The organism is Variovorax sp. GrIS 2.14, from assembly GCF_046115955.1.
In the GTDB taxonomy this organism is placed as follows: Bacteria; Pseudomonadota; Gammaproteobacteria; order Burkholderiales; family Burkholderiaceae_C; genus Variovorax.
Genome location: NZ_JBJXIA010000016.1, coordinates 1 through 22,371 on the forward strand (window position 1 = coordinate 1; position 22,371 = coordinate 22,371).

Consider the following 22,371-nt stretch of genomic DNA (forward strand, 5'->3'; position numbering starts at 1 on the left):
TACACTTATCCACAGCCGACCATCACGGCGTCGGCTTCCACCCCTGGCTCACGATTCAATTGGCGCGGTGGCTCACTTCTACTTCGGCGCGGACAGGAAGCCTTCGTAGTCGTCTTGGGACAGACGCATCATCTTCGCAGATGGTAGCCCGCGGGTGCGGGCGACCTGTAGCATGTAGTGGCAGCGTCCGTGCCCATCCCGCTGCCAACCGGCCCGGCGCCCCGGGTTCTAGCTTCCCGTGAACCCCGACGCACACTCCCGTGCCCGCTCACGAAACGGGCGAATCTTCCCGGTTTCGGCTGCTGGCCCCCACCCGTCCGAGCACTGACCGCCCCCGGATATACGCCGTGTAGTAGCCGCTATTAGACGCGGACATCATCAGTTCCCGTCATAGACCCGCTGGGGCACGCGGCAGAAGTCGTATATGTGGCCCTGCTTGAACGGGATTTTCATCTCCTGGTTGATGGGGTCGTACCCCACCGCCGTCATCGCAGACGACGACACCCGCACCATTTCCATGTCGTGCTCCAGTTCTGTGAAGTTCAGATTTTGACCTTCTTGGCATCGGCGCCATCCTTCAGACTGAGCCGGTCCGACAATCGTTCGTGCCGCAATGCCGTTTCACACCGACCGACGAAGGCTGCGAAGCGCTCATCACGATCCTCGCCCGAGATGCTGATCTCTTGCATAAGTTGATCTACGACTTCGGCAGGGGTCATTTGCGACCGCAGAAGGTACTGCACCAGCTCCTCGGCAATACGGCGATTGCCCATTTCCATCCAGTGCCGATGAGCGATCATCGCGAGGCCCACCGATGACGGATCGGGTTCCACCAGTGCCCCGGCCTTCAGCAGACATTCAAGCTCAGTGGTGTGGTCATCACTGAAGTGCTGGAGCCGCCATCGCATGATTTTTTCACCGCGCTTCACGGCCTCTTTCAGCTCCGCCACACCAGCATCCGTCAACACGCTGTGCATCGTGTGGGTGCGGAAATTCGGCTGATAGTCAAACGCCGCGTTCGGCTCATAGTCCACCGCTTCGCTCGCCGAGTAGCCCATCACCGCCATCCGCCAGCAATGCCAATCGGTCTTGGCCCAGTTGATGCGATTCACAGTGCCGCATCCAGCAAGTTGCGAAGTTGTTCCGCATCGGTCGCTCCGGAGAAGTCGCGGCCGTAGATGGAAATCGACTCCAGCGAATCGCCATCGCAATAGCAGGCGTCGTAGATGGCATCGACCGGGTCAATGACCGGGCGTTCCTTCTCGCGGCTGTAGCCCATCGCTTCGCCGAAGCTCAGTTCCTCCTCGCGGACGGTGATCGAGAAAGCAAAACTGTCATCGTCGTGGGTGAAGCAATATCCGCCGTTTTTTTCACCCAGAGTGAAGGCAGCGTTGAATGCCTGGGTAAATTCGTTCCGTGTCATGTTGATTCCTTAAAAATTGGGTTGATGTGTCCACCCTGTCCGGGCTGCCCAAGTGATATCTGTGTTTCGTCGCGTGGGAGCTGCGGAGCGGGAGGAGCAAGTCGTCGTCACTGTCTGGCCGGCAAAGTCATCAAAATGCCTGGCCAGCCTGGACCGCTTGGACATGTCTTACCTGTTCTTGAACGGGTCGAAATCCTCGTCTGCCGTCGGGATGTTCGCCATGAGCATCGCGGTCAACTCAGCGCTCTGGTCGTTCGCTGGCTGCCCGATATCAAAGTGTCCGAGCATGAGTCCCAGACGGCGCACCCGCTCTTTCTTCCCATTGACAGTGAGCACCACACGGTCTTCCTTGGCCGTGGGGAAGACGGCCTTCATCCGCTTGAAGAACTCGGCATTGCCTACGGGCATCAGGCCGTGCTGATGGCAGTGGTCGCGATAGCAGTCATAGAGGTCCGCCTTGCTCACCATCTGGCTGGGAAGCATGGACAGAGCCACACCGGCATCCTGGGTCCAGGAGAACACCGTGTTGGATGTCTGAATGGCATCCTGCTTGGCCTGCTCCATGACCTCGGGCACCGCGAAACCACTGCGAGCAAGCATCCGCTGCAACCCGAGCAAGGCCCAGTCCAACACCGCATCCAGTTCCGTCTCAATGATCTTCTGGTCCAGGTCGTAGATGACCTTGGCTCCTTTGATCTGCTGGTTCCACTCCACGATGTGAAGACGGCGCCACCAACCGTCGGAATGGTCCGTTGCACTGGGCAGGTGGTTGCTGCAAATGATGAACTTCGCCGTGGAGCGATAGTTGAAGGGCTTGCCGTACTTCGGCTCCACTTGAACCACGCCGCCGCTGATCAGTGACTTCAGGGCCTGCTGGTTGATCTTGGATTTCGGTGTCTCATCGCAGAAAGCGAGCGAAGCGCCGACGAGGCCGGCCAGGTCGAAACCCGAGAGCTTGTCAAGCCGGACGGCGGCCGCACTTTCATGCAAAGCCCGCACGACATTCAAAAGGAGCGATTTGCCATTGCTGCCCGCTCCTACCCACAAGGTACCGACCTGCAATTTGGTGGTGCTGGTCAAGGTGTAGCCGATGTACTCTTGAACGAAGTTCCGCACGTCCTGGTTCGGCAGTGAAGAGGCCAGAAACTGGGCGAACAGCGATTTCGGCTTCAGAGGCTCCGGCGTGTAAGGGCCGAGGGGAATGCTTTTTTCGCAAGCGATCCGGTGGCAGACAGCGACACCGGGGTCCGCTTCAATGGCGGTGATGACACCTTTTGGGTCCACGAAGAGCCAGCGGTCACGCAGCGGAATGACGGTGCTGGAAGCCCTGGGCTTGGCGGGCAGTTTCCGCACCCGCAGCCGTGCGGTTTCAACACAGGACTGAGCCATGGAGGCCGTCGCCCTGCTGCGGTCAAAAATGGAAAGCCAGTCAAGTGCTTCCTCCTGGATTGCCTCGTCCGACGTGGCCTTCCAGTGGTCCTGATCCCATTTGTAGAACAGCCCGTCGCTGCGAGCGGTCCGCGGGTCCTTGCGACACAAGTCCGCATACTGGATCTGCGAGGTCTCCGAGTCCGAGGATTTCGCGCGAGCCAGTGGCGCGGATGAGGGAAGGCTTGAATCGATAATTTGTTGCTTCGTCATGTGGTTCCTTTCGTTGTTGATGACAAACCGAATCTCTCAAAACGACGCCCAAAACACCCGGCCGAACCACCCCTGACCAAGCGCGCCTGGTTCGTCCTTGACAAACACGATTTCTCGCAAGATGAAAAATGAAAAACCCGCGCCAAGTCAAAGCCGTGCGCGCTCCACACGGGCCCTCAAGGATCGTGAGCTTCAGAAGCTGCGGGTGCAGACCTGGTATCGGCACCTGCTGGAACGAGCAATCGAACACGAGGTGGACCGGCGGGCCGACCGCGCGGCTCTGAACGAATATTTCGGCGTTGACGGCGACTTGCCCAACCTGAACGCCGCCATGCAAAAGTGGTTGGAGGCTCAGGTGGAAAAGAACCTGCACCGGCTGACGCTGAAGGAGACGGAGGTCGCGCAACGGCTCGCACGCAGTCGTTATGACAAAGGCAAGACCACCCCGACCGAACTCACAATCAGGGTTTTTGAGGTGCTGCTGCCCGGTTCGGCCGCCGTCTACGACCAAGGCCCTGGGGACTTGCCGTTGTGGCGGGTGCTGGATGGCGATCTGGAGGCATGCAAGGCCTATGTGGAGGACATGCTCAGTCCGCCGCCGCCGTGGTGGGAAGAATGCTTCAACGATGTCGTACAGGGGGTTTTTGATTCACTGATTGCACCGGCGTACCGCGTGGACATGGACGCAATTCCCACGCTGAGCGCACCGCAGCGCGACACGCACCCTGTGTGGCTGAGCTTCATCAACAGCCGCTATGTGGCCACTTTGGACGAGGACGAGGGGGACAAGGTGCCCGAGGCATTCACGCTTGACGACTCGGTTCTTCTGGCCATCGCCTTGGCCAACCTCGCCGCTGCCAGAGATGACGGCCCGCAGCTTCAACTGGAATGGTTGCTGGTAGGGCTGTGCTGGGGGGTGATCGCGCAGCACATGGAAGAGCCGATTCAGGAATACGTGCTGAAGTCAGTGGAGAAGCGCGGCAAGGCCATGGATGCCACACTCAGAAAGATGGGGGTCCGGATGCCGACGTTTGAGGAGCGCTGGCCGGGTGGATTCGCCCCCTGACCGAGGCCTCCGGGCCTACCCTGTTGGCGGCGAACGTGCTCCTGATCCACGGCGTCGAAGACGCAAACGATGACATAGGGAAAACGTCAGGCATCCTCGCGCAAATGACGGCGCCGGCAGAGATACATTTCCCTACACGCCACTGCGCTCATGCATCGGCTACTAGGAGGAACCATGGCAGTGAATTCGTTTCGCCCGAAAAAATTTGAAGATCACGAAATCGTGGATGACAAGAACAAGGTTGTCGGTCACATCAGAGTTAAGCCTAGCGGCATCCTTTGGTCTCCGAAAAACGGGAAGGACTGGTACGGCATAAGCTTGGCGGACTTTGCGGCTTACGTTGAAGCGAACGGAAGAAAGCAAACCAAGTAATCGGTCTTTGGCGCCTGCCAATTGGCGGCGAACGTGATACGGTTGGTGTCACGAATCCCGTACCACTTCTGACCGTCACGGGTTCGCAAGTACTTGATATTCAAGGACTTTCCGGAGTTTGGCTTTTCCTCCGTGAAGAGCCACCAGTTTGAAAATGCCTTGCAGGTCAATGACTTGCAAGGCATTTTTCGTTTTCCGGAGCGATGCTGCCGGTTCAGCAAATCCAGCCTGCTAGCCGCCCAGATAGGCGTCTTGCACCTTCGGGTTACCGAGCAGCTCGCGCCCGCTGCCGGCCAGCACGATGCGGCCGGTTTCGATCACGTAGGCACGGTCGGCGATCTTCAGTGCCTGACGCACGTTCTGCTCGACCAGAAAAATCGTCAGCCCGTTCTTGTTGATCTCGCGCAGCGTTCGAAAGATGTCCTGCACGATGATGGGCGCCAGACCCATCGACGGCTCGTCGAGCAGCAGCACGCGCGGCTTCGCCATCAAGGCACGGCCGATGGCCAGCATCTGCTGCTCGCCGCCCGACAGGTTGCCCGCCAGCCCATCGGCCCGGTCTTTCAGCACCGGGAACAACGTGAAGATGCGGTCGAGGTCGTCGGCGCGCTGGGCACGGCCGTCGCGCCGTGTGTAGGCGCCGAGTTCAAGGTTCTCGCGCACGCTCAGCGTGGTGAGCGTGGCGCGCCCTTCCGCCACTTGCACCACGCCAGCGGCGACGATCTTGTGCGGCGCCAGCGAGCTCAGGTCTTGACCTTGCAATACGACTTTGCCGGCCGCCTTCTTGACCAGCCCCGACAGCGCCAGCAACGTGGTCGACTTGCCCGCACCATTGGCGCCCACGAGCGTCGTGATCTGCCCCTCGTGCAACTCCAGGTCGATGCCCTTGACCGCTTCGATGTGACCGTAGGCGACCTTGAGCCCGTCGACCTTGAGAAGCACGGCGCTCATTGTTCAACCTCCGTGCCGACTTCGTCTTCTTCGCGGCCGAGGTAGGCCTCGATGACCTGCGGGTCGTTGCGAATCTCGTCCGGACCGCCGCGCGCGATGATGCGGCCGAAGTTCAGCACGGCGATGTGCTCGCAAAGGCCCATGACGAAACGCATGTCGTGTTCGATCATGAAGATGGTGTAACCGCGCGCAGCGATGTTGCGGATCTCGATCATCAGATCGGTCTTTTCAGTGCTGTTCATGCCGGCGACCGGCTCGTCGAGCAACAGCAAAGTGGGATCGGTCGCGAGCGCGCGCGCCAGCTCGAGCTTGCGCTGTTCGCCGTAGGAAAGGTTGTCGGCGATGTCGCCGGCCTTGTGGTCCAGCTTGACCCACGACAGCAACTCGCGCGCACGGTCCCGCGCACGGCGCTCTTCGCTTCGAAAGAGTCCCGACGAGGTCAGCAGCCCGAACGCACCGTAGCCCAGGTTGGCGTGCATGCCGACCATCACGTTCTCCAGCAGCGACATTTCCTTGAAGACGCGGATGTTCTGAAACGTCCGCGCAATGCCGGCACGCGTGATCTCGTGCGGCTTCATGCCAGCGAGATCGTTGCCCTGGAAGCGGATCGTGCCGCCGGTCACAGGAAGCAAACCGGTCGTGAGATTGAACACCGTCGTCTTGCCGGCGCCGTTCGGACCGATGAGGCCGAACACGCCGCCCTTCGGCACATCGAGGTGCACTTCCTGCAGCACCCTGAGGCCGCCGAAGTGACGCGAAACGCCATCGAGTGTCAGCAGGCCCGCGCTCATGCCACCACTCCCTTGCGACCGAACCAATTCCGGATGCGCGACGGGTCCCATATGCCCTTGGGCAGGAACAAGACGATCAACACGAGGATGATTCCGTTGAGCACCAGGCGGAAATCGCCGAAGGCCCGCAGCGATTCGGGGAGGATCGTCAGGATGACGCCGCCGAGCACGGGCCCGGTGAGTCCATTGATGCCGCCGAGCACCGCCATCGTCAGGATGTCGACGCCGCGGTCGAAGCCGAACTCGTTCGGTCCGATAAAGAAGGTCAGGTGCGCGTTGAGCGTGCCGGCCAGACCCGCGATGGCTGCGCCGAACACGAAGGCCAGCATCTTGTGGGCGCCAACGTCGATGCCCATAAGCCCCGCGGCCGTCTCGTCTTCCTTGATGGCTTCGAACGCGCGGCCGATTTTCGAGTGCCGCAAACGCCAGAGTGCCGACAGCACCAGCACCACCGCGAGCAGCACGTGCCACCACTGCGTCGAGGGCGGAATACCGTTCAAGCCGAGGGCACCGCCGGTGAGTGATTCGGCATTGAGGATCACGATGCGCACAACTTCGCCGAAAGCCAGCGTTGCCATGGCGAGGTACACGCCCGACAGTCGCAGCGTCGGCTTTCCGATGATGAAAGCCATCAATGCCGGTGCCGCCATGCCGGCCGCGATCGCGACCGGAAACGGCGCGCCGTAACTCATCGTGAGGATGGCCGAGGTGTAGGCGCCGATGCCCATGAACGCGGCGTTGGCCATCGCCAGCATGCCGCACGACAGCGTGAGCCAGATCGACAACGCCAGCAGCGCATTGGTGCCGAGCGACAGCACCACGTTGCTGTAGACCGACCAGAAGTTGGCGAGCGAGTCCATCAGACTTTGCGTTCCTGCAAAGTGCCGAACAAGCCTTTGGGGCGCACCAGCAGCACGAGGAACAACAAGCCGAAAGCGACCGCGTCACGCATGGTTGAACCGATATAGGCCACCGACAGCACTTCGGCAAAGCCGAGGAAGAGCCCCCCCAGCAGCGCGCCACGAATGTCGCCCATGCCGCCGAGGATGATGACCGCGATGCCCTTGTGCAGCATCGGCTGGCCCATCAGGGGAAACACCGCGTTCGAATAGAGCCCGATGAGTACGCCCGCCAAGCCACCCAACGCTGCAGCAGCGAACGAGGTCATGAAGAACAGGCCTTCGACGTTCACGCCGACAAGGTACGCAGCCTTGGGCGATTCAGCGATGGCGCGCAGCGCGCGGCCGAGCTGCGTGCGCTTGAGCGCCAGCAGCAGCACTGCCATCAAGGCGAACGACAGCAGGATGATGCCGAGCTCGAGCGCCGTCAGATGAATGCCGCCGAGGCTCAACGACTGGTCCGAAATCACGCCTTGCGGAAAGCGGATGTTCTGCGCACCGAATATGCCCTGAATGCCGTTGTTGATGATGATGGCCACGCCGATGGTGGCGATCATCGGGATCAGGTGCGGTGCGTTGCGCGCACGCAGCGGCTTGAGCACCAGAAAGTCGATCAGCAGCCCGAGCGCACCGCAAAAAACAAAGGCGAACAGCATGCCCGCCCATAGCGGCAGCGCGAAGCGCGCCATGACCTCGACCGCCGCGTAAGCGCCGACCATGAAGACCGCGCCATGCGACAGATTGATGACGCCCAAGACGCCGAAGATGAGCGTGAAACCCAGCGCGAAAAGCGCGTACACGCAGCCCAGCGACAGGGCGTTGACGAGTTGCTGTTCAAGCAAAGTGAAACCTCCGAGCCCGCGACAAGGCAGGCAATACAAACGCTGAAGTTGCTGTCGACAACAGGCCGTCGGCATCGCTTCTTCAGGTGAGACACCGAGGAACCGGCTTTGCCGGACCTCTGGTGTCGCCCCCGGCAGGGGGTGGGAGTCGCGACACGCAGTGCGCAGCGACCTGGGGGCGAGTTCTACTTCTCGATGACGAACTCAGCGCCCTTCGTCACGCTGACGATCGGGACTTGCTGCGCGTCGTAGCCAGCCGGCTTGCCAGCCTTGTCTGTGGCACGGCGAAACTGGAATGCACCGGTAGCGCCGGTCCACTTCACCGCCGGCAGCGCGTCACGCAAAGCGGTGCGATCGGCCGCCAGGGTGCCCGACAGCTTCACGGTCTTGATGGCCTGCGCCGCGATGTACATCGCGTCGTACGCCTGCGCCGCGAACTGGTCGGGTGCCACCTTGTACTTGTCGTTGTAGCCCTTGATGAACTTGCTGTTCTCGGGCGTCGCATTGCTCAACGACCACGGGCTGCCGACATACAGGTTGTCGGACTGGCCCTTGGCCAGATCGAACACCTTGGCCGAGTTCATGCCGTTGCCGCCGATGAAGGGCACGGCGAGGCCGAGCTGGCGCGCCTGCACCATGATCGGGGCGCCTTCGGCCAGCAAGGCCGACAGCACGATCGCATCGGCACCGCTGGCCTTGATCTTGGTCAGTTGCGCCTTGAAGTCGACGTCGCCCTTGGCGAAGGTCTCGGTGGTCGTCACCGGGATCTTCAGGTCGTCGAGCGCCTTCTTGAAGTTGTCGTAGCCGCTCTTGGTGAACACGTCGTCGTTGCCGTAGAGGACAGCGACTTTCTTGATGCCGGCCTTCTTGACCGCCATCTTGATGGTCTCGGGCAGCACGTCGGCTTCGGTCACCGAGTTGCGAAAGACGTAGTCGCCGATCGAGGTGATGCCGTCGGCCGTATTGGATGTGCCGAAGGCCACCGTCTTGCCGGCTTGAGCGATCGGGTCGCCAGCCTGCGCCGAATTGGACAAGGTCGGGCCGAACACCATCAGGACCTGGTCCTGAAAAATCAGCTTCTTGAAGACGTTGATCGCTTCTTCTTTTTTGCCTTGCTCGTCGGCGACGATGAGCTGGATCTTGTCGCCGTTGATGCCACCGGCGGCATTAATCTCATCGGCGGCCAGTTCGAGGCCGTTGCGGATCGCGACACCGTACTGAGCGGCACCGCCGGAAAGGGCTTCAGCCACGCCAATCTTCAGATCGGCGGCCTGCGCCGTGGCGCAGAAAGCTGCGAAAGCCAACAGCGTGGCCTTGAATGGAAGTTGTCTCATTTGGAGTCTTTCGGGGGGAAAAAACGAGCGCCAAGCATAAATCAGCTTGGGGCCGGGCATTTGCTCGGGCTACATCGGCAGCCAGGTTCCCACTCGTGCCGCCTTCGCGCGGAGGTACAAAAGGCGCGCCGTCGCGACATCTTCGAGCGCCATGCCGAGCGACTTGAAGAGCGTCACTTCGTTTGCACCGCCACGCCCCGGATGCGCACCGATTACCAGTTCGCCAATCTCTGCACGCAAGCTCGCGGGGCTCACGAGGCCAGCACGCAATGCGTTCAGATAGTCGCCCGATTCGGCAAGCGTCGACTCGCGCCGATCGACGAACAGCGACGCCCGACCCATCAGCGCCGGCTCGATCTCGCAATAGGCCGGCGTGCTGGAGCCGACCGCGTTGATGTGCGTGCCCGGCGCGATCCAGGCATCGAGAAGGATCGGCTCGCGCGCATTCGTGACGGTAACGACGATGTCTGCGTCGCGCACTGCGGCCTCGGCAGACCCCACCGCTTCCATGACGAACCCATAGGCGGGCTGTTCCACCGCCACGAACGCCCGTGCGCTGGCCAGACTGCGGGCGGCAACCTTGACCGAAGTGAGCGGCCGGGCAGCCGCCACGGCCTGCAACTGCCAATGCGCCTGATGGCCGCTGCCGATCAAGGCGAGCTTCGAAGCGTCGGGCCTCGCCAGCAGGCGCGTCGCAAGGCCGGTCATCGCCGCAGTGCGGATGCCGGTGATTTCCGAGGCCGACATCACCGCCATCAATGCGCCGGTCTCGCCGCTGAACAGCAGTACGCAGCCCTGGTGCGGGTCCAGCCCGAGCGCGCTGTTGCCGGGGAAGAAGCCACCGGTCTTGGCGCCGTAGACCGGGTCGGCCCCGCCGATGTAAGCCGGCATCAATCCCAGCAGACCTTTTGCGCCGGGCGGACTGACGATCTGACGCAAGGGCTGGTGCACTTCGCCCTGCGCAAGTGCGGCCATGGCGTCCGACATCAGGTCGATGCAGTCGGCCACGCTCAGGAGTCGGGCGACTTCCTGCTGGGCAAGAAACAGTACAGGCTCGACGACGTCGACCGCACTGGCAGTCATGCCTGATTCATCCAGGACGCGTGCCGCGAATCATCCATGAGCGCGGGCCGCGTCCAGGTGCTTCGTCAACGTCGGAAGATCAGTGTTGGTGCCGCACAGCAGCACGCCCACGCGTTGGCCTTCGAGCTCCTCGCGCAACGGGCCGAGCAAGCCAGCCGTGGCGGCCGCGCAGGCAGGCTCGGGCGACAGTTTGAGTTCTTCGAACAGGTGCAGCATGGCCCTGCGGATCTGGTCGTCGGACACTGTCACGAGCCGGTCGATGCTGCGACTGCAAAGCTCGTAGCTGTAAGCCTCGGTGTGCGGCGCCATCAGGCTGTCGGCGATGCCTTGCATCGGGCCCATCTTGATCGGGTGGCCGGCCCTGAAGCTCTGCGCCATGCCGTCAGCGCCTTCAGGCTCGACACCGTAGACCTTGCAGTCGGGCTGCACCAACTTGAAAGCCGTGGCCACGCCAGCTGCCAGACCACCGCCGCCGATCGGCAGGATGACCGCGTCGAGCGCAGGCGCCTGGGTCGCCCATTCGTAGCCGAGCGTCGCGCTGCCGAGCACCGTGCGGTAGCCGTTGAACGGGTGCACGAAGAAGCGCCCCTCTTCCTGCTCGATCTGGCGCACCCGCTCGAAAGCCGCCGCGCCGTTGTCGGCCATCACGACTTCAGCGCCGTACTGGTGGCACAGCGCCACCCGGAACGGGCTGGCGGTCTTGATCATCACGACCTTGGCGCCGATGCCGAGCTTCATGGCGGCGTAGGCCACCGCCACCGCATGGTTGCCGGCGCTCACGCAGGTCACGCCGGCCTGCCGCTGCTTGTCGTCGAGCGCCAGCATGTTGGAGAACGCGCCACGTGCCTTGAAGGTGCCGCTGGCTTGCAGCAGTTCGAACTTGAAGTTGAGGCGCGTACCGGCGAGGTCGGCCAGCGCGTCCTTGTCGAGCACCGGCGTCTTGAAGACGTAGGGCTCGAGCGCGGCGCTCAACTCGCGGATGGCTTCGAGCGTGGGTACGGGTTGGCCGTCGATCGTCATTTAAAACCCAGCCGGCTGCGCGTGAAGAGCAAGGCAATGATGCTGACGATGGCGGCAAAGATCAGGTAGTAGCTCGGCGACAGCTTGTCGTGCGTCACGCTAATGAGCCAGGTCAGAATGAAGGGCGCGAAGCCGCCGAAGATCGTCACCGCCGTGTTGTAGCTCAAAGAGAGTCCCGTGGTGCGGGTCTGGGTCGGGAACAGTTCCGACAGCAGCGCGGGCACCGGCGCGAAGTAAGCCGTCATCAGGCAACCGAACACGATCTCGACGAGCAGCAGCGTGCCGAAGCTCGGGCTCGCGACCAGCAGCGCGAACATCGGATAGATCAGCACCAGCAGCAGCACCGCGGCGGTCAGCATGATGCGCACACGCCCGACGGTGTCCGACAGATGGCCGATGACGGGCGCGAAGATCATCTGGATGATGCCGACTATCATCGTGGCCGTGAACACGACCGACGCCGGCAGGCCGAGCTGCTTCACGCCGTAGGTCGGCATGAAGAGCACGAGGTAGGTCGCGACCGTGCCGAGGATCACGATGCCGATCGCGAGCAGCAGGCGTTCCTTCTGGTGCGCGAAGGTGTCGCGGATGGGGGTCGTCGTCGCTTCGATCTTCGCGAACTCCGGGCTCTCGTCGACATTGCGGCGGATGTAGTACGCCACCGGGCCGATGAGGAGGCCGAAGATGAACGGAATGCGCCAGCCCCACGCCGCCATCTGGTCACCCGTGAGCGTGCTCGTGAGCACCGCACCGAAGCCGGCCGCCAGCAAGGTCGTGAGGCCCTGGCTCGCGACTTGCCAGCTCGAGAAAAAGCCGCGGCGCTTCGGCGCATGCTCGGCGAGAAAGGCTGTTGCGCTGCCGAATTCGCCGCCGGCCGAGAAGCCCTGGATCATTCGCGCCACCACCAGCACCGCCGGCGCAAACAAGCCGATGCTGCTGTAGGTCGGCACGATAGAAATCATCAGCGTGCCGGTGAACATCAGCACGATCGACAAGGTGAGCGCCGCCTTTCGCCCGGCGCGGTCGGCGTAGGCGCCGATGACGATGGCACCGAGCGGCCGCAGGAAGAACGACACGCCGAAGGTACCGAGCGTGAGCAGCAGCGACACCGTGTCGTCGCCGGTCGGAAAAAAGAGCTTGGAGATGGTCGCGGCAAAGAAGCCGTAGACCACCAGGTCGAACCATTCGAGCGCATTGCCGATCGATGCTGCAATGACGGCGCGCCACGGTGGCGCTTCTGTGGTCGCGGCGGGGTGGCGCAGCACGCCGGCGGTTACTTGGCTCATGTGTTTATTCTTTCCAAAAATCAGGCCGGCAGCGACATGCTGCGAATCAGCTTGCGCATGAAGGACTCGCACTGTTCGATCTGCGCCAAGGTAACGAACTCGTTGGCCTTATGTGCGTCTTCGATGCTGCCCGGCCCGCACACCACAGAAGGGATGCCCAATTGCTGGAACAGTCCCGCTTCCGTGCCGTAGGCCACCTTGCGCACATCGCGGTCGCCGGTGAGCGCGCGAACCAGTTGCGTGATGGCCGCCTGCTCCGATGCGTCGAGCGTAGGCGCGGTGGCCAGCAGTTCGAAGTCGATGGCCGCGCCCGCGTGCTCGCTCTTCATTCGCGGCAAGAGCGTGTTGGTCGCGTAGTCCTTGATTCGCTCGATGATCGGCGCGCTGTCGACGCCCGGCAGGTTGCGGTATTCGAATCCAAACTCGCACTGCGAGGGAATCGTGTTGATCGCAATGCCGCCGCTGATGGTGCCGGTCTGTAGCGTGGTGAAGGGCACGTCGAACGCGTTGTCGAAAGGCCCATCGCGTCGATACTGATCGGCCTGGTCGCGGATGAAGCAGATCAGCCGTGCGGCGTACTCGATGGCGTTGAGGCCATGCGGCGTCAACGACGAATGCGCCGCATGCCCGTGCACACGGCAGCGGTACGCGTTGATGCCCTTGTGCGCCACGATGACGCGCATGTCGGTCGGCTCACCGACGATGCAGCCGTTGGCATGGATACCGCGCGCCTTCAAGTCGGCGAGCATGTAGGGCGCGCCGACGCAGCCAAGCTCTTCATCGCACGAGAAGGCGAAGTGGATCGGCTCCTTGAGCTGCGCGGCTTTCATCTCGGGCAGTAGCGTCAGCGCCACGCCGATGAAGCCCTTCATGTCGCAGGTGCCGCGGCCGAAGAGCTTGCCTTCGCGCACCGTGGGCTCGAAGGGGCCGCTGTCCCATTTCTGACCTTTGACCGGCACCGTGTCGGTGTGCCCCGAAAGCACGATGCCGCCTTGCGTCGAACCGTCGGCTGCGGGCAAGGTCGCGAAGACATTCGCCTTCCTGCCGGTGGCTTCGTAAGTGAGCGTCGACCTGGCACCATGCCGCTCGAGGTCGTCGCGGACCGTCTCGATGAGGCCCAGATTAGACTCAAAGCTGGTCGTATCGATGCGGATCAACTTCTCGATCCAGGGAAGAGAAATCGGCATTGGCGTCGGGTCTTTCAAGGTGGTCACAGAATTATCATATGCGAAAATTTTCAGATAAGAAAAGGAAAATGCAAGCATCCGATTCTGTTGTTCTCGACAAGTCGGAGCTCGGTGGCCGGCTGCGCAGCGCCCGGCTGGCACAGCGCTTGACGCTTTCCGACCTGGCTGCGAAATCGCAGGTTTCGGTGGCCTCGATCTCGAAAGCGGAGCGCGGCTTGCTGGCGCTCAGCTACGAAAAATTCGCCGCATTGGCAGCGGCGCTGCAGCTCGACTTGTCGACGCTGTTCGGCACGCAACCGTCAGGTTTCTTGTCAGGCAGTGTCGTCGTCACGCGCAGCAAGGACGTGGTCGAGTACCACTCCGAGCGCTACCTCTACGGCATGCTCGCAACGCAGGTCACGTCGAAAAAGATGACGCCGATGATGGGCCGCATCGAGGCCAACTCGGTGTTGCGGCCGGGCCAGTTCAGCAAGCATCCGGGAGAGGAGTTCATCTTCGTGCTCGACGGTGCGCTCGAGATGCACTTTGCCGACGGCCGCGTCGAAAGGCTCGAGAAGAACGACAGCATCTACTTCGACAGCGGCCTCGGCCACCTCTACGTCAACGGCGGAAAAGAAGGCGCGCAGATCCTGGTGGTTTGCTGCAACGAGCCGGGACATCCGTCGATCGACGGCAGCCGATGATCAGGCCGCGATCCCCGGTTCCGGTGCGAGCTGCGTCCCGGCAATCGTCTGCGCGCCCGATGGCATGTGCTGTGCCCACTCGATGATTTCGAGCCGTCCATCGGCGTGCTCCGCCAGCGCGGTCAAGCTCTCCACCCAGTCGCCGTCGTTGCAGTAGAGGATGCCGTCGATGTCGCGCATCTCGGCATGGTGGATGTGCCCGCACACGACGCCCTGCACACCGCGCTTGCGCGCCTCGCGTGCGACGGCAACCTCGAAGTCACCGACGTAGCTGACCGCCCGCTTCACCTTCTGCTTCAGATACTTCGAGAGCGACCAGTACGGCAGCCCCATGCGCGCGCGCAGTGAGTTCAGGTGCCGGTTGAGCTTCAGAGTGAACTCGTAGAGCGAGTCGCCGACATGCGCAAGCCACTTCGCGCACTGGATCACGCCGTCGAACAGGTCGCCGTGCATCACCCAGAGCTTGCGGCCATCGGCCATTTCATGAATCCATTCGTCGGCGACGTCGATGCCGCCGAAGTTGTGGTTCAGATACTTGCGCGCGAACTCGTCGTGGTTGCCCGGAATGAAGATCACGCGGGTGCCCTTGCGTGCCTTGCGCAACAGCTTCTGGATCACGTCGTTGTGCGCTTGGGGCCAGTACCAGTGCCGCTTGAGTTGCCAGCCGTCGATGATGTCGCCGACGAGGAACAGCGTCTCGCACTCGGTGTGCTTCAGGAAGTCGAGCAGTGCGCGTGCCTGGCAGCCGGGCGTGCCCAGATGCAGGTCAGAGATCCACAGCGTGCGAAAGCGTTGCGACGGCCGCGTTGCGTCATCGTCGTCCGGCGCCGAAGTGCCGGTTGCGTTGTCGCGCCATGCGCGGAGAAAAGCATCGTCGCGTTGCATGGATGCGTAGCGTCGCGGTGCTGCGTGACGTCCGCATGGCAACGGCAAGACGGTTCGGTGACAACGGCTCAGCAGCCGCAGGCGCTTCAGATCAGCAGATCACTGTCGCTCGATCGATGTGACGGCGGAACGACCCCGAGATGCCGATAAGCCGCCAGCGTGGCGATGCGGCCGCGCGGCGTGCGCTGCAGGTAGCCTTGCTGGATCAGGTAGGGCTCGATCACGTCTTCAATCGTGTCGCGCTCTTCGCCGATGCTGGCCGCCACGTTGTCGAGCCCGACCGGACCGCCGTCGAAACGATGGATCACGGCCTCGAGCAGCTTGCGGTCCATCAAGTCCAGGCCCTGGGGATCGACGTCGAGCATCGCCAGCGCCTTGTGCGCGATGTGTTCGGTGATGCGCCCGTCGCCCTTCACTTGCGCATAGTCGCGCACCCGCCGCAACAGTCGGTTGGCGATGCGTGGCGTGCCGCGCGAACGGCGCGCGATCTCGAAGCCCCCGGCCTCGTCCATCTCGACTTTGAGCAACCCGGCACTGCGGCGCACGATGCGCGCCAGTTCTTCGGGCGTGTAGAACTCGAGCCGTGCCACGATGCCGAAGCGGTCGCGCAGCGGATTGGTCAGCATGCCGGCACGCGTGGTCGCTCCGACCAGCGTGAACGGCTGCAGGTCGAGCTTGATGCTGCGCGCCGCCGGGCCTTCGCCGATCATGATGTCGATCTGGTAGTCCTCCAGCGCGGGGTAGAGGATTTCTTCGACGACCGGCGACAGCCGATGGATCTCGTCGATGAAGAGCACATCGTTGCGTTCCAGATTGGTCAGCAGTGCCGCCAGGTCTTTCGGCTTCTCGAGCACTGGCCCCGAGGTCTGCCGCAAGTTGACGCCGAGCTCCGCCGCGATGATGTGGCTCAGCGTGGTCTTGCCCAGGCCGGGCGGGCCGAACAGCAGCACGTGGTCGAGCGCCTCGTTGCGCATGCGCGCCGCCCCGATGAAAATTTCAAGCTGCTCGCGCACCTTCGCCTGGCCGACGTATTCGTCGAGCAGCTTGGGGCGCAAGGCGCGCTCGATCGCTTCTTCGTTCGGCGAGGCGGGCGCCGCAGACACCACGCGTTGCGGGGCCGGGGCGAAGTCGTCGGTCTGGATGGTCATGGGCGGTTGGCTGTAAGGGCAGTTTAGTCGGCCCAAGTGCGCTCTGCGCGCCCGATACTTACGGCGACGCAAGGCGCTTCTCGCGCCTGTCGATTACCGGGCCAATGCCTTCAGCGCCAGCTTGATGCCGTCGCCCACCGCCACATCCTTGGGCAGTGCCTTCAATGCTGCGGCTGCTTCTTTGTCGCTGTATCCAAGTGCCACCAGCGCCTGGAGGATGTCGCCCTGGGCGTCGTTGGCAGCATGCGCTGGCAGCGCGATGTCCGCGCCGAGTTTTCCTTTGAGTTCCAACAGCAGGCGCTCCGCTGTCTTCTTGCCAACGCCCGGAATCTTCACCAGCCGACCCGTGTCCTGCAGCGTGACGACCTGCGCCAGCTCGCTCACGCTGAGCCCCGACAGCACACCCAGCGCCATGCGCGGGCCAACGCCTGAGATTTTGATCAACTGCCGAAACGCCATGCGCTCCTCGGCCGTGCCGAAGCCGTACAGGATCTGCGCGTCTTCACGGACTACGAAGTGCGTGAGCAGCGACACCCGCTCCCCCGTCGGCGGCAGGTTGTAGAAGGTGCTCATCGGCACGTCGACCTCGTAGCCGACGCCGTTGCAGTCCACCACCACCTGCGGCGGGTTGCGTTCGGCCAGCGTGCCGGTCAGTTTGCCTATCATGGGTGCCCTTTTCTTGAAATGTCCGGCGTGATTCTGCGACACACCTTCGCCCCTCCCAACAACACCCGCCTCGGCCACCTGTGCGGCCCGCTCGATGCCCATCTGCGCCGAATCGAAGAGGCGCTCGACGTGAAAATCGCGCACCGGCACGAGCAGTTCAAGATCGACGGCCCCAAGGTCAACGCGCAACGTGCAATGGATGTGCTGCAGGCCTTGTACGAGATCGCGCAACGATCGATCGATGCGGCGGTGGTGCAGCTCACGCTGGCAGGCGACAGTTCGATGGACGAAGCCGACGACGAAGGGATGACGCTGGTCACGCGCCGCGCCGACTTGCGTGCTCGCACGCCGACGCAAAGCCTTTACCTCGAAAACATCGCCAACCACGACATCACTTTCGGCATCGGGCCGGCCGGCACCGGCAAGACCTATCTGGCGGTGGCCTGCGCGGTCGATGCGCTGGAGCGCAGCAGCGTGCAGCGCATCGTGCTGACCCGACCCGCCGTCGAGGCCGGCGAGCGGCTCGGCTTCCTGCCGGGCAATCTGAGCGAAAAAGTCGACCCATACCTGCGTCCGCTGTACGACGCGCTTCACGACCTGATGGGCTTCGACAAAGTGCAGAAAGCCTTCGAGCGCAACGCGCTGGAGATCGCACCGCTCGCCTTCATGCGCGGCCGGACGCTCAACAACGCCTTCATCATCCTCGACGAGGCGCAGAACACGACGCCCGAGCAAATGAAGATGTTCCTCACGCGGATCGGCTTCGGCGCCAAGGCTGTGGTGACCGGCGACGTGAGCCAGATCGATTTGCCCAAGACGCAGCTGAGCGGACTCGTCGACGCCGAGCGCGTCATGAAACGGGTCAAGGGCATCGCGGTAACGCACTTCACCAGTGCCGACGTCGTGCGGCACCCCCTCGTGGCGCGCATCGTTGATGCCTACGACAGCCAGCGCAAACGCGCAGCGCCCACGCGCTGACATGGCGCTCGCTGCCCTCTCACTGTCGTTGCAGTTCGTGCCGTTCAAAGGCGTCGAACGCCATCGCGCGGCGTTACCCCGGCACAGCGTGACGCGCTGGATTCGCCACGCGCTCGATGTCGACGGCGAGCTCACGGTGCGCATCGTCGATGTCGAAGAAGGTCAACGACTGAACCGCGAGTTTCGCGGCAAGGACTACGCCACCAACGTGCTCACCTTCGACTATGCGCAAGAGCCGATGGTGATGGCCGACCTGGTGCTGTGTGCGCCGGTGGTCGCGCGCGAGGCGAAAGAGCAGCGCAAAACGCTGGCTGCGCACTACGCCCATCTGCTGGTCCATGGCACGTTGCACGCACAGGGCTGGGACCATGAAACCGGCGAGGCCGATGCCGAAGAGATGGAAGCGCGCGAGATCGAAATCCTCGCCGGGCTGGGCATTCGCAACCCGTACTAGCGCCTTCTCAGCAGGCCAGCGCGGGCGTCATGCGCCGTCGAGCACCCGTCACGCACCCGGCGCCATCTGAACGGCGCGCGCTTCCATGTTGAGTGGCAGCAGCTGGATGGTCACCCGAAGACCCGGCACGTTGTCCATCAGCGCCTGCTCGAGTTCATCACGCAGAGTGGCCGCACGTTGCAACGGCCAGTCGCCCGGCACATGCATGTGCAGGTCGGCGAAGAGCCGTTGCCCCGCGCGCCGGGTCGCGATGTCGTCGAAGCGGATCGGCCCGGCCTTGACCGCACCAGCGCCACCACCGGCGCGCTCCAGAAAACCGTCGAGCGTGGCTTGCACCGCAGCCATGGATTCGGCCGGCATGGCCTCGTCCATCAGCCCTTGCGAGGAGCGCCAAACGAGTTTGCCGCCTTCGAAAATGATGTTGAGCGCCACGCCGATGCCCAGCAGCGGATCGAGCCACAACCAGCCGGTGAAATGCACGGCGACGATGCCGACGACGACTGCGACCGAAGTCCACACATCGGTGACGAGGTGCCGCCCATCAGCTTCCAGCGCGATCGAACGGTGCTCTCGTGCCGCCCTGAAGAGCGCCCACGCCAATGCGCCGTTGAAGCCTGTGCTGACGATGGACAGCGCCAGCCCCCAGCCCAGCTGCTCGATCGGTCGCGGCGCCATCAAGCGCTCGATCGAGACCCACATGATCGCCAGCGCTGCGCCGATGATGAGGATGCCTTCGAAGCCCGACGCGAAGTACTCGGCCTTGTGATGGCCGTAGGGATGGTCTTCATCGGCCGGCCGCGCGGCAATGGTCACCATCGCGAGGGCGAACATCGCGCTCGCGAGATTGACGAACGACTCCATCGCGTCGGAAATTAGCCCCATCGAATGCGTGATGTAGCCTGCCATTCCCTTCAGCACGATGGTGACGAGCGCCACCGCGATCGACAGGCGCAACAACACCTTTGGGGTCAGTAGACTTTGTATCGAAGAAGAGAAAGAGGAAGAAGGCAAAAGAGGCACCGAGCTTCAGCAATGCCGACGGGAGGTCAGCGGGGCGCAGGAATTATGGACGGCTCATGCGCGGAGCACGTCGCGTACCATCGGGCGCTCACCTTGATTCAGAAGAGGCCCGGATGAGATTCAGACCCTGGACGCGGCTGAGCGCCCTGCTGCTTGTGGCGGCCATCGCATCGATCGCTTCGATCGCACCGGCGGCAGCACAAGCCACCCCACCGCCAGAACGGGCTGGTTTCGTCAAAAGCGTGCGCGGCGACGTGCAACTGCTCAGCGCCACCGGCGTGATGCGTACCGCACATGCCGGCGACGAGGTTGCTCCCATCGAACGTATCGTGACTGGCGCGGACTCGGCCGCGAGCCTGGTGCTGCGCGATGGCACCGTGCTCGTGCTCGGCCCTTCGTCGCGACTCGACATGAAGGAGTTCAGCTTCGATCCGACCGCCCAGGACGGCGGCCTGTTGATCTCGCTGCTGCGTGGCTCGCTGCGCATGATTTCCGGCCTGATCGGAAAGGCCCATCCGGACGCGGTTCGTATCGAGACACAGACCGCGACGATCGGCATTCGCGGCACCGATTTCATCGTTCAGGCGGATCCGCAACCATGAACATGCCACGCTGCGTCATCTGGTTTTCGCTCTGCTTTTCGCTCCTATCAGCCGCGCTGCTCGCGGGCTGCTCGACGCCGGCCACGCGCGTCGTGTTGCTGCCGCAACCGGACGGGCGGCCCTCCGCAGTGGTGGTCGGAAGTAACGGCGGCGAAATCACGCTGGACAAGCCTTACCAGCGCGCCACCGTGAAAGCAGGCCGCACCGGCGCGCCTTCGCTCGACCAGACCGATGCAGCACGGGTCCGCACCGACAACACCATGCTGTTCGACCTCGTTCCGCCCGCACCTCAGCGCTACGCGGTGTACTTCGACGCAGGCAACACGTCGCTGATGCCCGAATCTCAACGCGAGATGACCACCGCGTTGATGGTGGCAATGGCACGTGCCGGCAGCGATATCGTGATCACCGGCTACACCGACACGGTTGGGGCCGTCGTGTCTAACGACGAGTTGTCGATGCGCCGTGCGCAGCAAGTGCGCCAGATGTTCATCGACAGGCAGTTTCCGGCGGCACGGATCGAAGCGGTCGGCCGCGGCGAACGCGAACTCGCGGTATCGACCGCCGACGAGACGCCGGAGCCTCGAAATCGACGGGTGACGATCGAAGTGCGCTGAACGGCGGGCGGGGCTCGAACCCGGCGCAGTCTTTACTCAGCGCAAGGTCAAGCGGACGAACTTGCGCTTCCCGACCTGCACCACATAACTGCCCGCTGGCAGTTTCAGCGCCTTGTCGCTGACGACCACCGAGTCGAGACGAACGCCGCCGCCTTCGATCAGGCGGTTGCCCTCCGAGGTCGATGGCGCCAGACCGGCCTGCTTCAGCAGTTGGGCGATGCCGAGCGGAGCGCCTTCCAGCGTCGTTTCAGGAATGTCGTCGGGCACGCCACCTTTGCTGCGGTTGACGAAATCCCGCTCCGCCGCGTCGGCTGCCGCGGCGCTGTGAAAGCGCGCGGTGATTTCCTTGGCGAGCGCGACCTTGGCATCTTTCGGGTTGCGCCCACCTTCGACCTCGCCCTTCAGCGCCGCGATCTCGGCGAGCGATTTGAAGCTCAGCAAGGTGTACCAGCGCCACATCAGCACGTCGGAAATCGACAGCACCTTGGCAAACATGGTGTTTGGCGCTTCGCTGATGCCGATGTAATTGTTCTTGCTCTTCGACATCTTTTCGACGCCATCGAGCCCTTCGAGCAAAGGCATAGTGAGTATGCACTGCGGCTCTTGGCCATACTCTTGTTGAAGGTGCCGTCCGACCAAGAGGTTGAACTTCTGGTCGGTGCCGCCGAGCTCGAGGTCCGACTTGAGCGCCACGGAGTCGTAGCCCTGCATCAACGGATACAGGAACTCGTGCACCGATATCGACTGGCCCGCCTTGAATCGCTTGCTGAAATCGTCGCGCTCCATCATCCGGGCGACGGTGTATTTGGCCGCCAGCTGGATCATCCCGCGCGCGCCTAACGGGTCGCTCCACTCGGAGTTGTAGCGAACCTCGGTTCTGGACGGATCGAGCACCAGGCTGGCCTGACGGTAGTACGTCTGCGCGTTGGCCTCGATCTGTTCGCGCGTGAGGGGCGGCCGGGTCGTGTTGCGTCCGGACGGGTCGCCGATCGTCGTCGTGAAGTCGCCAATCAAAAAAATCACGGTGTGGCCCAGATCCTGCAGCTGCCGCAGCTTGTTCAGCACCACCGTATGACCGATATGAATGTCCGGAGCGGTCGGATCGAGGCCAAGCTTGATGCGCAGCGGCTGGCCGGTGGCCTCGGCGCGCTGAAGCTTTTTGATCCACTCTTCCTGGGGCAGCAATTCGTCAGCCCCACGCAGCGAGATTTCGAGAGCTCTTCCTACGCCATCGGAGAGGACTTGGGATGTAACAGAACCGGCAGTCATTGGGCTTTTGTGGCTGATTTGGGTATTGCCGAAGCTATACTGAGCCCGACTTTGCAAGCGCCGAATTCTAAGCGGCGCTTTTTTCCGCGCCGTGTTGCCGCCTCCGTCTTGAGGCCTTCTGCTTCACGGATTCGCTGAAACCTGATCTGGATTT

At 62.8% G+C, this 22,371-nt stretch carries 25 protein-coding genes; 7 read left to right on the forward strand and 18 right to left on the reverse strand.

The features are described 5' to 3' along the window. Positions 1-378: 378 nt before the first annotated feature. The 4 genes from RCH10_RS21195 to RCH10_RS21210 all read right to left on the reverse strand — a co-directional run bounded on the left by RCH10_RS21195 (position 379) and on the right by RCH10_RS21210 (position 3,064). The gene (locus RCH10_RS21195; RefSeq protein ID WP_409053923.1) at positions 379-519 is read right to left on the reverse strand and encodes a KTSC domain-containing protein; all 141 of its coding nucleotides are present in this window, start codon (positions 517-519) and stop codon (positions 379-381) included. A 23-nt stretch (positions 520-542) separates the two neighbouring features. Further along, positions 543-1,112 carry a hypothetical protein gene (locus RCH10_RS21200; protein WP_409053924.1) on the reverse strand — a complete coding sequence of 190 codons (570 nt, stop codon included), beginning with the start codon at positions 1,110-1,112 and terminating at the stop codon, positions 543-545. Beyond that, the gene (locus tag RCH10_RS21205; protein WP_409053925.1) at positions 1,109-1,423 is read right to left on the reverse strand and encodes a hypothetical protein; all 315 of its coding nucleotides are present in this window, start codon (positions 1,421-1,423) and stop codon (positions 1,109-1,111) included. Before RCH10_RS21205 ends, RCH10_RS21200 begins: the two co-directional genes overlap by 4 nt. A gap of 168 nt (positions 1,424-1,591) precedes the next feature. Beyond that, positions 1,592-3,064, reverse strand: a complete 1,473-nt coding sequence (locus RCH10_RS21210) for a phage/plasmid primase, P4 family (RefSeq protein ID WP_409053926.1) — start codon at positions 3,062-3,064, stop codon at positions 1,592-1,594. A gap of 97 nt (positions 3,065-3,161) precedes the next feature. On the opposite strand from RCH10_RS21210, the gene RCH10_RS21215 reads away from it, so the two are divergent. Both RCH10_RS21215 and RCH10_RS21220 read left to right on the forward strand, forming a co-directional pair. Further along, positions 3,162-4,130 (forward strand): hypothetical protein, encoded by a 969-nt coding sequence (locus tag RCH10_RS21215; RefSeq protein ID WP_409053927.1) that lies wholly within the window; start codon positions 3,162-3,164, stop codon positions 4,128-4,130. 174 nt (positions 4,131-4,304) lie between these two features. Continuing rightward, positions 4,305-4,502 carry a hypothetical protein gene (locus RCH10_RS21220; RefSeq protein WP_409053928.1) on the forward strand — a complete coding sequence of 66 codons (198 nt, stop codon included), beginning with the start codon at positions 4,305-4,307 and terminating at the stop codon, positions 4,500-4,502. Between the two features lie 231 nt (positions 4,503-4,733). Here RCH10_RS21220 and RCH10_RS21225 read toward each other — a convergent pair whose 3' ends face one another. The 9 genes from RCH10_RS21225 to argE form a co-directional block, all read right to left on the reverse strand. Continuing rightward, positions 4,734-5,453 (reverse strand): ABC transporter ATP-binding protein, encoded by a 720-nt coding sequence (locus RCH10_RS21225; RefSeq protein WP_409053929.1) that lies wholly within the window; start codon positions 5,451-5,453, stop codon positions 4,734-4,736. Continuing rightward, a complete protein-coding gene (locus RCH10_RS21230; RefSeq protein WP_409053930.1) occupies positions 5,450-6,244 on the reverse strand; it encodes an ABC transporter ATP-binding protein in 795 nt (264 codons plus the stop codon). Before RCH10_RS21230 ends, RCH10_RS21225 begins: the two co-directional genes overlap by 4 nt. Continuing rightward, positions 6,241-7,104: a branched-chain amino acid ABC transporter permease gene (locus RCH10_RS21235; protein WP_409053931.1), complete on the reverse strand. Its 864-nt coding sequence runs from the start codon at positions 7,102-7,104 to the stop codon at positions 6,241-6,243. Before RCH10_RS21235 ends, RCH10_RS21230 begins: the two co-directional genes overlap by 4 nt. Beyond that, positions 7,104-7,985 carry a branched-chain amino acid ABC transporter permease gene (locus RCH10_RS21240; RefSeq protein ID WP_187053119.1) on the reverse strand — a complete coding sequence of 294 codons (882 nt, stop codon included), beginning with the start codon at positions 7,983-7,985 and terminating at the stop codon, positions 7,104-7,106. The genes RCH10_RS21235 and RCH10_RS21240 overlap by 1 nt, the downstream gene beginning before the upstream one ends. Positions 7,986-8,170: 185 nt before the next feature. Next, positions 8,171-9,319 (reverse strand): ABC transporter substrate-binding protein, encoded by a 1,149-nt coding sequence (locus RCH10_RS21245; protein WP_187053120.1) that lies wholly within the window; start codon positions 9,317-9,319, stop codon positions 8,171-8,173. A 69-nt stretch (positions 9,320-9,388) separates the two neighbouring features. Beyond that, positions 9,389-10,402, reverse strand: coding sequence for an ornithine cyclodeaminase family protein (locus RCH10_RS21250; protein ID WP_409053932.1), 1,014 nt, complete (start codon positions 10,400-10,402; stop codon positions 9,389-9,391). Positions 10,403-10,432: 30 nt separating this feature from the next. Continuing rightward, complete coding sequence (locus RCH10_RS21255; protein WP_409053933.1) at positions 10,433-11,422, reverse strand: threonine/serine dehydratase; 990 nt, start codon at positions 11,420-11,422, stop codon at positions 10,433-10,435. Next, complete coding sequence (locus RCH10_RS21260; RefSeq protein WP_409053934.1) at positions 11,419-12,708, reverse strand: MFS transporter; 1,290 nt, start codon at positions 12,706-12,708, stop codon at positions 11,419-11,421. The genes RCH10_RS21255 and RCH10_RS21260 overlap by 4 nt, the downstream gene beginning before the upstream one ends. Positions 12,709-12,728: 20 nt before the next feature. Continuing rightward, positions 12,729-13,895: an acetylornithine deacetylase gene (gene argE, locus RCH10_RS21265; protein ID WP_409053988.1), complete on the reverse strand. Its 1,167-nt coding sequence runs from the start codon at positions 13,893-13,895 to the stop codon at positions 12,729-12,731. Positions 13,896-13,963: 68 nt separating this feature from the next. On the opposite strand from argE, the gene RCH10_RS21270 reads away from it, so the two are divergent. Beyond that, positions 13,964-14,578, forward strand: coding sequence for an XRE family transcriptional regulator (locus tag RCH10_RS21270; protein WP_323495743.1), 615 nt, complete (start codon positions 13,964-13,966; stop codon positions 14,576-14,578). Here RCH10_RS21270 and RCH10_RS21275 read toward each other — a convergent pair whose 3' ends face one another. The 3 genes from RCH10_RS21275 to ruvA all read right to left on the reverse strand — a co-directional run bounded on the left by RCH10_RS21275 (position 14,579) and on the right by ruvA (position 17,277). Further along, positions 14,579-15,463, reverse strand: coding sequence for a UDP-2,3-diacylglucosamine diphosphatase (locus RCH10_RS21275; protein WP_409053935.1), 885 nt, complete (start codon positions 15,461-15,463; stop codon positions 14,579-14,581). It lies immediately after the preceding gene. Positions 15,464-15,549: 86 nt separating this feature from the next. Further along, positions 15,550-16,611, reverse strand: coding sequence for a Holliday junction branch migration DNA helicase RuvB (gene ruvB, locus RCH10_RS21280; protein WP_323495744.1), 1,062 nt, complete (start codon positions 16,609-16,611; stop codon positions 15,550-15,552). Positions 16,612-16,704: 93 nt separating this feature from the next. Next, positions 16,705-17,277 carry a Holliday junction branch migration protein RuvA gene (gene ruvA / locus RCH10_RS21285; RefSeq protein WP_323495745.1) on the reverse strand — a complete coding sequence of 191 codons (573 nt, stop codon included), beginning with the start codon at positions 17,275-17,277 and terminating at the stop codon, positions 16,705-16,707. A gap of 18 nt (positions 17,278-17,295) precedes the next feature. Between ruvA and RCH10_RS21290 the strand changes: the two genes are divergently transcribed. Beyond that, positions 17,296-18,255, forward strand: a complete 960-nt coding sequence (locus RCH10_RS21290) for a PhoH family protein (protein ID WP_409053936.1) — start codon at positions 17,296-17,298, stop codon at positions 18,253-18,255. A 1-nt stretch (position 18,256) separates the two neighbouring features. Continuing rightward, on the forward strand, positions 18,257-18,709 hold the full coding sequence (gene ybeY / locus RCH10_RS21295; RefSeq protein WP_323495748.1) for an rRNA maturation RNase YbeY: 453 nt from the start codon (positions 18,257-18,259) through the stop codon (positions 18,707-18,709). Positions 18,710-18,757: 48 nt separating this feature from the next. Here the strand turns inward: ybeY and RCH10_RS21300 are convergent, their stop codons facing one another. Continuing rightward, on the reverse strand, positions 18,758-19,720 hold the full coding sequence (locus tag RCH10_RS21300; protein WP_323495749.1) for a cation diffusion facilitator family transporter: 963 nt from the start codon (positions 19,718-19,720) through the stop codon (positions 18,758-18,760). A 122-nt stretch (positions 19,721-19,842) separates the two neighbouring features. On the opposite strand from RCH10_RS21300, the gene RCH10_RS21305 reads away from it, so the two are divergent. Next, positions 19,843-20,331, forward strand: coding sequence for a FecR domain-containing protein (locus tag RCH10_RS21305; RefSeq protein WP_409053937.1), 489 nt, complete (start codon positions 19,843-19,845; stop codon positions 20,329-20,331). Next, complete coding sequence (locus RCH10_RS21310; RefSeq protein WP_409053938.1) at positions 20,328-20,948, forward strand: OmpA family protein; 621 nt, start codon at positions 20,328-20,330, stop codon at positions 20,946-20,948. The genes RCH10_RS21305 and RCH10_RS21310 overlap by 4 nt, the downstream gene beginning before the upstream one ends. Before the next feature lie 36 nt (positions 20,949-20,984). On the opposite strand, the gene tyrS is transcribed toward RCH10_RS21310, so the two are convergent. Then, positions 20,985-22,217 (reverse strand): tyrosine--tRNA ligase, encoded by a 1,233-nt coding sequence (tyrS, locus tag RCH10_RS21315; RefSeq protein ID WP_409053939.1) that lies wholly within the window; start codon positions 22,215-22,217, stop codon positions 20,985-20,987. Positions 22,218-22,371 lie beyond the last annotated feature (154 nt).

What these genes read in the sequence shown, in the direction of transcription:
- RCH10_RS21195 (WP_409053923.1), bottom strand. Translation starts at nt 519, where the DNA reads ATGGAAATGGTGCGGGTGTCGTCGTCTGCGATGACGGCGGTGGGGTAC.
- RCH10_RS21205 (WP_409053925.1), bottom strand. Translation starts at nt 1,423, where the DNA reads ATGACACGGAACGAATTTACCCAGGCATTCAACGCTGCCTTCACTCTG.
- RCH10_RS21210 (WP_409053926.1), bottom strand. Translation starts at nt 3,064, where the DNA reads ATGACGAAGCAACAAATTATCGATTCAAGCCTTCCCTCATCCGCGCCA.
- RCH10_RS21220 (WP_409053928.1), top strand. Translation starts at nt 4,305, where the DNA reads ATGGCAGTGAATTCGTTTCGCCCGAAAAAATTTGAAGATCACGAAATC.
- RCH10_RS21225 (WP_409053929.1), bottom strand. Translation starts at nt 5,453, where the DNA reads ATGAGCGCCGTGCTTCTCAAGGTCGACGGGCTCAAGGTCGCCTACGGT.
- RCH10_RS21230 (WP_409053930.1), bottom strand. Translation starts at nt 6,244, where the DNA reads ATGAGCGCGGGCCTGCTGACACTCGATGGCGTTTCGCGTCACTTCGGC.
- RCH10_RS21235 (WP_409053931.1), bottom strand. Translation starts at nt 7,104, where the DNA reads ATGGACTCGCTCGCCAACTTCTGGTCGGTCTACAGCAACGTGGTGCTG.
- RCH10_RS21245 (WP_187053120.1), bottom strand. Translation starts at nt 9,319, where the DNA reads ATGAGACAACTTCCATTCAAGGCCACGCTGTTGGCTTTCGCAGCTTTC.
- RCH10_RS21250 (WP_409053932.1), bottom strand. Translation starts at nt 10,402, where the DNA reads ATGACTGCCAGTGCGGTCGACGTCGTCGAGCCTGTACTGTTTCTTGCC.
- RCH10_RS21255 (WP_409053933.1), bottom strand. Translation starts at nt 11,422, where the DNA reads ATGACGATCGACGGCCAACCCGTACCCACGCTCGAAGCCATCCGCGAG.
- RCH10_RS21260 (WP_409053934.1), bottom strand. Translation starts at nt 12,708, where the DNA reads ATGAGCCAAGTAACCGCCGGCGTGCTGCGCCACCCCGCCGCGACCACA.
- argE (WP_409053988.1), bottom strand. Translation starts at nt 13,895, where the DNA reads ATGCCGATTTCTCTTCCCTGGATCGAGAAGTTGATCCGCATCGATACG.
- RCH10_RS21270 (WP_323495743.1), top strand. Translation starts at nt 13,964, where the DNA reads ATGCAAGCATCCGATTCTGTTGTTCTCGACAAGTCGGAGCTCGGTGGC.
- RCH10_RS21275 (WP_409053935.1), bottom strand. Translation starts at nt 15,463, where the DNA reads ATGCAACGCGACGATGCTTTTCTCCGCGCATGGCGCGACAACGCAACC.
- ruvB (WP_323495744.1), bottom strand. Translation starts at nt 16,611, where the DNA reads ATGACCATCCAGACCGACGACTTCGCCCCGGCCCCGCAACGCGTGGTG.
- ruvA (WP_323495745.1), bottom strand. Translation starts at nt 17,277, where the DNA reads ATGATAGGCAAACTGACCGGCACGCTGGCCGAACGCAACCCGCCGCAG.
- RCH10_RS21290 (WP_409053936.1), top strand. Translation starts at nt 17,296, where the DNA reads ATGTCCGGCGTGATTCTGCGACACACCTTCGCCCCTCCCAACAACACC.
- ybeY (WP_323495748.1), top strand. Translation starts at nt 18,257, where the DNA reads ATGGCGCTCGCTGCCCTCTCACTGTCGTTGCAGTTCGTGCCGTTCAAA.
- RCH10_RS21305 (WP_409053937.1), top strand. Translation starts at nt 19,843, where the DNA reads ATGAGATTCAGACCCTGGACGCGGCTGAGCGCCCTGCTGCTTGTGGCG.
- RCH10_RS21310 (WP_409053938.1), top strand. Translation starts at nt 20,328, where the DNA reads ATGAACATGCCACGCTGCGTCATCTGGTTTTCGCTCTGCTTTTCGCTC.
- tyrS (WP_409053939.1), bottom strand. Translation starts at nt 22,217, where the DNA reads ATGACTGCCGGTTCTGTTACATCCCAAGTCCTCTCCGATGGCGTAGGA.